Origin of the sequence: Microcoleus sp. S13_C3 (genome assembly GCF_036700905.1) — a bacterium.
Taxonomy (GTDB): Bacteria; Cyanobacteriota; Cyanobacteriia; order Cyanobacteriales; family Microcoleaceae; genus Microcoleus.
The window spans coordinates 1-11253 of sequence record NZ_JAUBPT010000214.1 but is presented as its reverse complement, the minus strand read 5'-3'; the positions used below and the strand labels follow the sequence as shown (position 1 = coordinate 11253).

7 protein-coding genes are annotated in these 11253 nt (G+C 44.6%); 3 read left to right on the top strand and 4 right to left on the bottom strand.

Annotated elements, in window-relative coordinates; translation table 11 throughout:
• The first annotated feature begins 281 nt into the window (after positions 1-281).
• Complete coding sequence (locus QUA16_RS33430) at positions 282-1121, top strand: DUF1361 domain-containing protein (protein ID WP_333108729.1); 840 nt, start codon at positions 282-284, stop codon at positions 1119-1121.
• A 221-nt stretch (positions 1122-1342) separates the two neighbouring features.
• On the top strand, positions 1343-3316 hold the full coding sequence (locus QUA16_RS33425; protein WP_333108728.1) for an ABC transporter ATP-binding protein/permease: 1974 nt from the start codon (positions 1343-1345) through the stop codon (positions 3314-3316).
• A 199-nt stretch (positions 3317-3515) separates the two neighbouring features.
• Here QUA16_RS33425 and QUA16_RS33420 read toward each other — a convergent pair whose 3' ends face one another.
• Positions 3516-4784, bottom strand: a complete 1269-nt coding sequence (locus QUA16_RS33420; RefSeq protein ID WP_333108726.1) for a transposase — start codon at positions 4782-4784, stop codon at positions 3516-3518.
• A 346-nt stretch (positions 4785-5130) separates the two neighbouring features.
• Here QUA16_RS33420 and QUA16_RS33415 point away from each other — a divergent pair, with 346 nt between their 5' ends.
• The gene (locus QUA16_RS33415; RefSeq protein ID WP_333108724.1) at positions 5131-6795 is read left to right on the top strand and encodes an NB-ARC domain-containing protein; all 1665 of its coding nucleotides are present in this window, start codon (positions 5131-5133) and stop codon (positions 6793-6795) included.
• A 67-nt stretch (positions 6796-6862) separates the two neighbouring features.
• On the opposite strand, the gene QUA16_RS33410 is transcribed toward QUA16_RS33415, so the two are convergent.
• The 3 genes from QUA16_RS33410 to QUA16_RS33400 form a co-directional block, all read right to left on the bottom strand.
• A complete protein-coding gene (locus QUA16_RS33410) occupies positions 6863-8593 on the bottom strand; it encodes an NAD(P)H-quinone oxidoreductase subunit 4 (RefSeq protein ID WP_333108723.1) in 1731 nt (576 codons plus the stop codon).
• Between the two features lie 503 nt (positions 8594-9096).
• Complete coding sequence (locus QUA16_RS33405) at positions 9097-9876, bottom strand: Uma2 family endonuclease (RefSeq protein WP_333108722.1); 780 nt, start codon at positions 9874-9876, stop codon at positions 9097-9099.
• Positions 9877-10060: 184 nt separating this feature from the next.
• On the bottom strand, positions 10061-10984 hold the full coding sequence (locus QUA16_RS33400; protein WP_333108721.1) for an ADP-ribosylglycohydrolase family protein: 924 nt from the start codon (positions 10982-10984) through the stop codon (positions 10061-10063).
• Positions 10985-11253: the final 269 nt, after the last annotated feature.

The following is an 11253-nucleotide window of genomic DNA, read 5'->3' as shown; positions in this document are numbered from 1 at the left end:
GTCCCGCCCGTCCAAAAAGGACGGGCGGGACGCCCATCCCACAAACTTGTGGAAGTTATTTAATTCTCATTCCTAGGGTGCGCCAGCCGATTTGAGATTTGAGATTTGAGATTTGAGATTTGAGATTTGAGATTGACTCCGCAGTGGTAGGGTGGGTTAGCAATTCCTGATTTTCAGGGGCGCAGCGATAAGCTACTCACCCTACAAGTTAAAGACTAAAATAGACGGAAGCTGCGAATGAAGCGGTGCTGCATCAAACCTTTAATTGTAGAAAAATTGACATGATGGGATTAATCCTGGAAGCGCTGCAAGCAATGGGACACAATGTGCGCTGGATGTCTTGGAATTTGTTTTTGAGTTTAGTACCGCTGGGCCTGAGTTTTTGGCTGTTCCGCAAACCTCGATCGCGCTGGCTGCTGTGGGGTACGGGCATTCTCCTTGGCGCTACTTTTTTGCCCAGTACGCGCCATGTTTTGTCCTATCTGAAGCATATTGTGCAAGATGTGGGCAAAACTTACGTTTTGGGGGCGATCGCGATTACACTGGCACTGATGGCTGTAGACATCTGGGTACTGCGGCAGCGCGGAGTTCGCTCTCTCCGCTGGTGGGGCTGTTTTTTCTGGTTTATCGGATTTTTACCCAATGCACCCTACGTTTTAACTGATATCATTCACCTGATTGAGCAAATTAAAGAGGGGAACTCGGTGTGGATTGTGACTCTAGCTTTGATTCCGCAATATTTGGCGTTTATGCTGGCGGGATTTGGAGCTTACGTGCTGTCGGTGATGAATTTGGGTTACTATTTGAAGCACCAGGGTTGGGGTAGATTTATCCTGGTAACGGAGATAACTATACACGCACTTTCGGCGATCGGAATTTATTTAGGGCGATTTATCCGCTTCAACACTTGGGACATTCTTACTAACCCCGATGCGCTGGTTAACAGCGTAATGAACAATTTGATAGGCAAGCGTCCGGTTTTAGTAATGGTTGTAACTTTTGTAGTAATTGCTGTTTTGTATTGGGTAATGAAACAAGTAATTTTAGGAATGAGCCGGCGATTTTACAGGAGCGAATTGCAGTCGGACTTGGCCGGCGATAGCGCAACTTCTTCCAGCTAGAGCGATTTGAGATTTGAGATTAAAGAATTGATTCAACCGATGAATCTAAGAGCTTGAACTAAGCTCCCAAATTTGTTCTCTCCACCAGTTAACTCGGCAAACCAGTTTCCGTCGGTGGGTGAGGCAAATTTTTTCGCTAAAGTCAGACATAAATTACTGCTGCTGTTTGTCACAAGACTTGATATGTTAGAACAGTCAAAGTAGTTTTGTAAACAGCAAAGATGAATCGATTTGACCGTCTGTTGTGGCAGAGATTTATTGCGATCGCTCAACCTTACTTTTATCCTTTAGAGCCTGGGAGCGGCAGAATCTTTTTAGGATTAGTAGCGCTGTTGTTGATATTTCTCTTCGCTGCGATGTTTGTGCTCGTCAGCGCTGTATGTTTGGGTACTCAAGTCTTATTTCCAGAATTTGTCAATAGTATTGCTGCTGGCTTAGTTACTTTGTTGAAAGGAATTATTAATTCGCCCGCAATTGCGATCGTGGCTTTAATGTTAATTCTTCCTTTCAGCGCTTTTGTATTTTTAAAAGGCAGATTAATCCCGCAGTGGCAATCGTGGGCATTATTGGCTTTATTGCTGTTATTGTCCCTATCCGTCAGCGGTCTGAATGTCATAATTAGCTACGTCCGTAACTTTTTTGATACAGCACTGGCAAAGAAAGACCAGCTCAATTATTGGAAGTATCTTTTTGTCTATGCGAGCGTGTTTGTCCTAGGCACTCCCATTGTGGTAATTTACCGCTATACCCAAGATAAATTGGGTCTCTACTGGCGGGAGTGGATGACTCATAAGTTCCTCGATAAGTATTTTCAGAATCGGGCTTATTACGAAATAAATTCACACAAGGAAATCGACAATCCCGACCAGCGAATTTCCGAAGATGTCCGCTCTTTTACCCGGACAAGTTTGTCATTTATGCTGCTCATCCTGGGTTCAATAGTTAATATTATATCTTTTACTGGTATCCTGTGGTCTATCTCAAAAGAACTTTCGATTTTTCTGATTATCTATGCTATTGTGGGCACGACAGCTACTCTAGTTTTTGGTCAAAGATTAGTACCTCTGAATTTCGAGCAACTTAAAAAAGAAGCAAATTTTCGCTACGGACTGGTTCACATTCGCGACAACGCCGAATCTATTGCTTTTTATGGAGGCGAGGAGCAAGAATCATTTCAAATAAAGCAGCGATTTGTGGAAGTATTTCGCAATTTTAATTTGCTAATTGGTTGGCAGCGGAATTTGGATTATTTCACAACTGGATACGGATATGCTGTGGTGATTATTCCGGCTTTGTTTCTGGCTCCAACTTATTTTGCCGATCAAAGTGGTACAATCGAGTTTGGAGATATCACTCAAGCTGGTTTTGCTTTTAGTCAGGTTTTGCGCGCTTTTTCTGTGATTGTAAATCAGATTGAGCCTCTGAGTTCTTTTGCAGCTAGTATCAATCGTTTGACTGTATTTACAGATACTCTAGAAGCGGAAAAAGCGGTATCTAGTGCCGGAGGAACTGCTATAGATGTAGTAGTTGATTCTCAGTTGACACTGGAGCACGTTACTTTAGATACTCCGCAGCATCAAAAGACTTTAATTAGGGATTTGTCGGTAGCAGTGCAGCCCGGTGAAGGACTGTTAATTGTCGGGCAAAGCGGTGCTGGGAAGAGTTCTTTGCTGCGGGCAATTGCGGGTTTGTGGGATTCGGGAACGGGTCGTTTGGCGCGGCCGGAATTGGGGGAAATGCTGTTTTTGCCGCAGCGTCCTTATATGATTTTGGGTAGTTTGCGATCGCAACTTTTGTATCCCAACAGCAGCAGCGAGGTTGATGAGGAAAAATTGCGCCGCGTTTTGGCATCAGTAAATTTAGCCGATTTGCCGGACAGATTGGGCGGTTTTGATGCGAATTTAGATTGGGGTGAGATTTTGTCGCTGGGAGAACAGCAACGTTTAGCTTTTGCTAGATTGTTGTTGACGGAACCGCGATATGCTATTTTGGATGAGGCAACAAGTGCTTTGGATTTGAAGAACGAGCAACATTTATACGAGCAGTTGCAAGCTACTAAAACTACTTTTGTGAGTGTCGGTCACCGATTGAGTTTAGTGAAATACCACCAGCAGGTTTTGGAACTTCTGGGCGATGGGAGTTGGCGGCTGCTTTCGGCCCAAGAATACCGCGCTAGTGCGACAATTTTTGGCTGATAAAGCGCTGCTTTCCAAAATTGTGAATTTACGCGCTTGTTGGTTCGCGGTTGGTTGTGGTGCGGTTGGAGATTTATGGTTTGGTGCTATAAATTAAGCGCCGCGCCTCCACTCTACAATAGGTTTTACGAGTAGGTAAATAGCAACAATTAATGCAGATTAACTCCCCGTTTCTCATAGCTGGTAAAAGTATAGTCATTTATTGCATGACATGGGAGGCTTCAAGTCCCTCCCCCTTCCCTTTCACTTTGAGCGGATCGACCCGCCTCGGCTGAACTACGCAGCTCCCTATCCCATTGCTGAACGCATTTGGGATTGCTTTTCTGAGAATGTTATACGCTGCATTCACGTCAGAATTAATTAACCGACCAGTCGATGTTTTGTACAAACCTCGCTTGATTCGTTTACCAGTAAACACAGGCTCTTTTTCTGTTTTCCCGTAGACAGGGATTGAATCTAAACCCAAAAAAATTGCGCGAGATGTGTAAGATTCTTCCTGTACAATTACATCGATTCCTACCAACCGAGCTTTGTATTCCAACATCTCAATTAATCGAGAGTGAGGAATACTAACAAATTTTTGGTTGGTTTGCTTCCCTAAATCTATTTCTGTTTTCCACTGCGCGTTCTTGCCAATTACTAGCGTCCCAATCTGCTTGGTGAGCAAAAGGTTAATAATTAGACGGCTAGCATGATGTAAGTAATTGTCTACTTTCTGATTGCGACAGCGAGTTAAGCGCTGAATTCGGGGTGATATTTTGCGGTTCCCTTTTAACTGGGATTGTAATCGTGATTTTCGCTTGTTGTAGAACTGGTTGAGCGATTTCAATGGTCGCCCGTTAATCAACAAAGGGAGAAATCCCGGCTGATTTGAAGTTAACGCCACTAAATTATCCAGTCCTAAATCCATACTAGCTACAAAATTAGCGTTGCCAAGGGTGGACTCCGGTTCATCATAAATTACCTCAATTACATAGGAATCACATTTCGGAACCAGCCTAATTTGGCAAACCTGGTCGGGATTGACTTGGGTTTTAATTAAAAGTTCTGTACCCGAAAGTTTAATGATTCCTTTCTTCAACTGTTTGCTGCTAATTGCTTGAATCGTGTAGATGAGAAGGTTGCGCCCTTTGACCTTATCTTTGTACTTTGGTAGTTTTGGGCGACCTGTGAATTTGGAATGATCGACTTTGTAAGCTTTAACAGCCTCAAAAAACGATTTCCAGTTCTTGTCTAAAACCATTAAGATTTGCTGACTTACTTTGGCAGGCAAAGCCTTGTAGGCTTCATGAGACTTCATCAAGCGGTTCGTTTCGTTGTAATTAACATAGCCCCACCCATAAATAAAACTCTGACGAATAACGTAATTGGCGGCATTGTAGAGGTTTTTGGACTTGAAAGCTAGTTCGTCAATTTGGGCGAAACGATGTTCCGTGGATTTAATGATGTGCCTCTCTGTTAACTGCATTTGAGATTTCCGTTTTTCAGGCTGTGCGTATTCCTTATTCAACACTTACAACATAATACCATTATTGTTTATAATTGCTTATAAACTCAATGAAGTTTTACAATACCATTTTAGATTAAAGGATTAAAGAATTGGGAATGACTGATTGTGTATTGGTTTGGATCACGGGCCGAGAGTAGCAATTTTTTAAACTGGTATCACAATCGATAATTGGGTAGAAATATCTAAAACTGCCCAAACAACAAAAAGCAAGCTGAACGTTGACTGATTCGATTCAATTGCTCGCCTGCGAGAACTCACACAATATAATAGAAGATAGATTTTTAGTATAGACGAGATTCCTACCTTGACTACTCCGATTCCTCAAAACTTTGTGCAAACGATCGCCAAACAGCGCGGTGTCACAGATGCCGAGTTAGAAACTGTGTTTATGGCTCTGGACGGTCAATCCACAGGGACGATCGCAACCAAGCTTGGCATTAGCGATATCGCCGTTCGCAAAAGACTCGGCGAAGTTTACAAAAAGTTTCAGATCGGGGGGAACGGCCCTGGAAAGCTTTCGGAATTGAGGCATCAGTTGCTGTTTTCATACCACATCGATCACGGAACGAGCGATTTTAGTCGAGGTAAAGCCTCTCTATTGAAGATGGCGATTGGACACCGACAAGAAGATTGGGGCGAAGCACCGGATGTTTCGGTTTTTTACGGACGGACTGAAGAATTAACTACTCTAAAGCAGTGGATTGTATCAGATAATTGTCGCCTGGTAGCGCTGCTGGGTTTGGCTGGTAGTGGCAAAACAACTCTGTCGGTGCAGTTGGCAAAACAGGTACAGAATGAGTTTGATTTTGTGATTTGGCGATCGCTGCGATCGACACCCGCACCATCCGACTTCCTAGGAAGCTTAATTCAACTTTTTTATAACCCACAAAAAGCCGATGTGCCGTTAGCGGAGCCCGCCCCTACGGGGGCTACACCAACGAAGAGGATCGACCTCAACAGCCAAATTTCGCGCTTGGTCGAGTATCTGCGGAAACACCGCTGTCTGGTAATTTTAGACGATTTTGAAGCGGTTCTCAGACCCGAAGAATTAGCGGGACACTACCGCGAAGGCTACGAAGGATATAAAGATTTAATTGTCCGGCTCTGTGAGGTCAATCACAATAGCTGTTTACTGCTAGTTAGTTCGGAAGAGCCTACGGAACTGGCTTTGCTGGCGGGAGAAAAAGTGCGGTCTTTAAAACCTGCTATTTCCGAGGAAATAGCGCGGGAAATTTTCCAAGAAAAAGGTTTGTTGCCTCAAGCTCAAGAGTTGGAAATCTTGTTATCCCGGTACGGAGGCAATCTGTTAGCATTAAAGATTGTAGCTACAACAATTAATGAGTTTTTCGAGGGAAATGTTTTAAAGTTTTTGGAAGCAACGGCGTTATTTATTGAAGAACATATCAGCAATTTGCTGGCGCAGCAGTTCGATAGAATGTCTAGTTCGGAACAAGAGATTGCCTACTGGATTGCTATTGCTCAAAACCCAGTTTCCCTGGCGACTTTGCGAGAGCTGATGTTGGTCAATTCATCGCTTTCGGATTTGCTGAAAAATCTCGATTCTCTGGGTCGTCGCTCGCTGATTGACAAAATTAGTGAGGGCGGGGAAACTGTTTTTATGCTTCAGCCTTTGATCGTGCAATATGTGACCGACCGATTAGTCGATCAGATTCGAGCGGAGGTTTTGGAGACGGTTAAGACCCAAGGAATAGAAAGAATGCGGCTGTTGAAAACTCACCAATTGAGCATCAACATTGCTAAACGGAAAGGGAATAAAGGCGAGCCAATTAGTTCTATTTTAGAATTAGTAAAAACTCGGTTGCAAGTGTTGTTTGTGAAAACAATAGGCTCTGAAGAACCGCTAAATATCTTGAATAAAGTTGCCTCTGATCTGGAGGATAAATCCATTCTTGAGGTGGGATATGCTAGGGAGAATCTGGCGCAGATTATTTCCGAAATTCAGGGCTAACAAAAAAGCGATCGCCCTTTGACAAAAGCGATCGCCCAATTTTCAACAAAAACAGAATTCGAGACAATTATTTGACAATACCAAAAACCGATGCAGATTCAGACCCTGTAATTTTGTCCAAAGCAGGCGATTTTTGAGCTTGGGCAATTTTGGGAACCAAAAGTTGATTCGCATAAATCCGAGGATTTTGTTGAGCAATTTGGATGTAAGATTGGCGGACTTCTGCGTTGACTGCGACAGTCTTGGCATCGTAGACTTGCATCGCCATGTTGGGATAAAAACCAATGCCGACAATCGGTATCAAAAAGCAAAATGCGATCGCCACTTCCCGAGGTTTAGCATCAATAAACGGTGCATCACCAGGCAAAACGCAACTATTACCAAAACAAACCGCTTCATCCAGATTGTTTCTCTGATTCTGCAAATTTAGATCCTCAAGGTCGCAAGCCGCTAGTCTCCCACAGTTGTAAAATAACTGTCGCAGCATCGAGAGCAAATAAATCGGCGTCAAAATCAGTCCTACTGCCGCCAGGAACACTGTCACCGCGCGGAAAGAACCGCTGTACATATCGCTAGTTGCGACGCCCACAAACACGGACAATTCGCTAGCAAAACCGCTCATTCCGGGGAGTGCCAAAGATGCCATCGCGCCTGCGGTAAACAAGGCAAACACTTTCGGCATGACTTTTCCAATCTCGCCCATCTCGTCCATGATCATTGTATGGGTGCGATCGTAAGTAACGCCAGCCAGGAAAAACAATACTGAGGCGATTAAACCGTGGGAAATCATTTGCAACAGCGCCCCGTTGATTCCCAAATCCGTGAAGGAAGCAATACCCAACAACACGAATCCCATGTGAGAAATCGACGAATTCGCTAGGCGGCGCTTCATGTTCGATTGGCCGAAGGAATTCAGCGCGCCGTAGATAATATTGACTACGCCGAGCACCGCCATAATCGGTGCAAAGTAAACGTGTGCTTGGGGAAGAAGTTCCAAATTCAGCCGAATCAGTCCGTATCCGCCCATTTTCAGCAATACGCCGGCCAGAATCATCGACACGGGAGAAGATGCTTCGCCGTGGGCATCAGGTAGCCAAGTGTGGAAGGGGAAAATCGCCAGTTTCACACCGAAGGCAATCAGCAATCCTGCATAAAGGAATAATTCTAAACCCAGTGGGTAGTCCTTCAAGCCTAGTTCTACCATGTCGAAGGTGGGAGTGCCTCCGCCGTAGAATGCCATTGCTAAGGCAGCTATCAAAATAAAGATGGAAGCGCCTGCGGTGTAAATCAAGAATTTGGTAGCTGCATAGCGACGGTTTTGTCCGCCCCAAATCGAGATTAGCAGGTACACCGGAATTAGTTCTAGTTCCCAGACAATGAACAGCAGCATGATGTCTTGGGCGACGAAGACTCCTATTTGTGCGGAGTACATCACCAGCATCAGGAAGTAGAAGAGTCGCGGCTTGCGATCGACCTCCCAGGCTGCAAAGATTGATAGCGTCGTCACCAATCCCGCCAACAGTACCAACGGCACAGACAGCCCGTCAACGGAAACAGACCAGTTGAGGCCTAAAGAAGGTATCCAGGGATATTGCTCGACGATTTGGAAAGTAGAGATGCTTGGATCGTAATGAGTCCAAAACACCCAGCACATTAATACAAAATCTGCAATGCCTACGCCTAGAGCATACCAGCGCACGGTTTTGCCGTCTGTATCCGGCAGAAAAGGGATGGCGAGGGAAGCTACCAGGGGTAGGATGACAATTGCGGTCAGCCAAGGAAATTGATCCGCTATCATAGTGAGAATAAATACTTAGTTGGAAGTTACCAAAATTATAATACGAAAGTTAATTAAAACTTAAGATTTATTCATAAATATTTTTTATATCTAGGGCGTGTCATTAATTAGGTTGGTTGACAAAACAGAATTAACGTGTAGTGAGTAGCGATCGGAGGGTTAACCCAGCCAAATGACTGATGCTGCCAGTAGCGCCGTGTCATCGGGTTTTCCTGAAGCTTGAGTGAGCGATACGAACCCTACGCACATTCGCCAGCTTTTGTCAACTCTTTTAATTGATGACACACCCTAGATAAAAGCGAAGACAATTATCACGAATTGCTACACACGTCAATTGATTTTCGATTTTTGATTTTTGATTTTTGATTTTCGATTCAGGACTTACGAACAACAAAATATAGCGTTTTGTAGGGGCAATCTGCCTGTGGTTGCGCCTATTCTGGTAGATGGTGGGGTAAGTCCTGTGTATTAAGGGCGATCGCAAATTAGCTTTCAATCAGCGTTCAATCTGGATCAACTCCCAATTCGCGCAACTTAGCCGCCAATCGTTGAGCCCTTTGGCTTTCCTGGTCAGCCCTTTGTCTTTCTTGCTCAGCCCTTTGCCTTTCCTGGTCAGCCCTTTGCCTTTCTTGCTCTGCTTGTTCTGAACTCCACAGCAACAAATTACCTACATCATCCCACCAGCGCAGCCAGTTCATGGTTTGTCCCAACCTTTCCCCCGACCAAATCCCCAGATATAGTTCCAGTTGTGGAATCCACACCCGCCCCTGCTCATTGGCTGAATGTAAAACATACCGCCCATCTTGCAAATAACGCACTTCTAAAATACCTTCGTAGGGGTCATAAGTGACATAAGTAGGTACTTGAAGAATCTGTTCGTAAAAGTGGAGTTTACCATAGGGCGGAGTGGCTCTGACCGATAGTTCTCCTCCCTCTGCTTCCGAGAGAAACTCCATCACGATCGCCACATTAGCACCATCAGTGTGAGGAGTATAACTACGGCGAATTACCCCATCTGCTAGAGGATGCACTTGCGGCACATAAAACCAGTCTGGAGCTTTGACAACAATCTTTTTATTGACTGTGGCGACTAACCCCAAATTAGAGGCAATTAGCATTTCTGGCTGGATACATCCTGCGGCTCCCAGTGCATCGGTGAGAGCAGCCGCGAGAGAAGGTTGTTGAGTATTTTCCACCGGATCGTCGGGTAATACGAAGTTAGCTGGTAGGGGTTCCCAGGTGACGGTTGGTTTGGCTTTGATAGACGGGGCTTCGAGTACCATTGTATTAACCTTCAACCAGAAATGTTTGTAAATTTATCTAGGTTAACTCAAGTTGCTAGTTTCTGGATGGGATGGGGCGGGTTTATCTGATTTGTCGGTGGGTAGCAAAGATTTGGGTGAACCCGCCCCTACAACTATTTATCTGCTTCCTGGGAATTGTCACCCTTGATTTAACACATCTATTTTAACTAGATAAAGAGAAGAGCCGATCGCCAAAAGATGCAATTAAAGTGCGATCGACTAATTGCGAGATCCATTTTCCCGGTATACCAGATTCTCCGTAAAAAGCCCCCGCCAACTGTCCGTAAACCGCACCAGTTGTATCCGCGTCGTCGCCCAAATTCACAGCCAACAAACAGCCTTCGGCAAAAGAAGAACAGTTGTAAAACGCCCAAAGTGCCGCCTCCAAAGACTTCACAACATAACCCGTACCTTTAATTTCAGGAGGTTGTCGCAATTTAAAAGAACCCGCCGCAATCTCATCAATCTCTGCTACCAGCGGATTTGCGGCCCAATATCCCGAAATAGGACAATATCTTTCCGACAGCAACACATCTTTAGCAACCCCCTTCACAGCCCCCGCAATTAAAGCACCAAAATAGCGGCAAGCATCCACACAAGTAGCAGCACCGTGAGTAGTTCGAGAACTTTGTGCCGATTTTTCTATTACTTCTAAAGGATTATTCGCATAAAACAAAGGCACGGGAGCCAAGCGCATAATCGAACCATTGCCAGCAGTCTGAGCATCGGTAAAACCGCAGTAAGGTTTTCTTGTATCTTCAAACTTGCAAAGTGCTTGTTGAACCGTATTGCCAATATCAAAACATCCACCAGTGCTGCTCAAATGTCCCTCTCGCCACCACCGCAAATAAGTTTCTAACTGATGGACTGGATCGAAACCTTGCTTCTCAATCAAACTTTCAGCCAAACAAAGCGCCATCGAAGTATCATCCGTCCACTCGCCCGGTTTTAGTCGAAACGGGCCGCCGCCAACCATATCGTTAATAGGCGCAAACGTTCCGGGGGGACAGAACTCTAAAGTTGTTCCGAGAGCATCGCCAACTGCTAAACCGAGAAGACTGCCGCGATAACGTTCTATTTGCTGCATATAGTAATGGGGAATGGGGAATTGGTAATGGGGAATTGGTAATGAGTAATTCAGGATTTATGCACCGATAGAAGAAACCGGGTTTTTTACCGAATCTGCCGGTTGCAACGAAGTATTTTTGTAAAAAAACCCGGTTTCTAGACCCCCATGCGTAAGTCCTATAATTGTCTAAAGTGCGCGCGGAGTGCCCGGCTAATGACTAATGACTAATGACTAATGACTAATGACTAATGACTAATGACTAATGACTAATGACTAATGACTAATGA

Coding starts and splice junctions, on each gene's coding strand:
- QUA16_RS33430 (WP_333108729.1), top strand. CDS start 282: ATGATGGGATTAATCCTGGAAGCGCTGCAAGCAATGGGACACAATGTG.
- QUA16_RS33425 (WP_333108728.1), top strand. CDS start 1,343: ATGAATCGATTTGACCGTCTGTTGTGGCAGAGATTTATTGCGATCGCT.
- QUA16_RS33420 (WP_333108726.1), bottom strand. CDS start 4,784: ATGCAGTTAACAGAGAGGCACATCATTAAATCCACGGAACATCGTTTC.
- QUA16_RS33410 (WP_333108723.1), bottom strand. CDS start 8,593: ATGATAGCGGATCAATTTCCTTGGCTGACCGCAATTGTCATCCTACCC.
- QUA16_RS33405 (WP_333108722.1), bottom strand. CDS start 9,876: ATGGTACTCGAAGCCCCGTCTATCAAAGCCAAACCAACCGTCACCTGG.
- QUA16_RS33400 (WP_333108721.1), bottom strand. CDS start 10,984: ATGCAGCAAATAGAACGTTATCGCGGCAGTCTTCTCGGTTTAGCAGTT.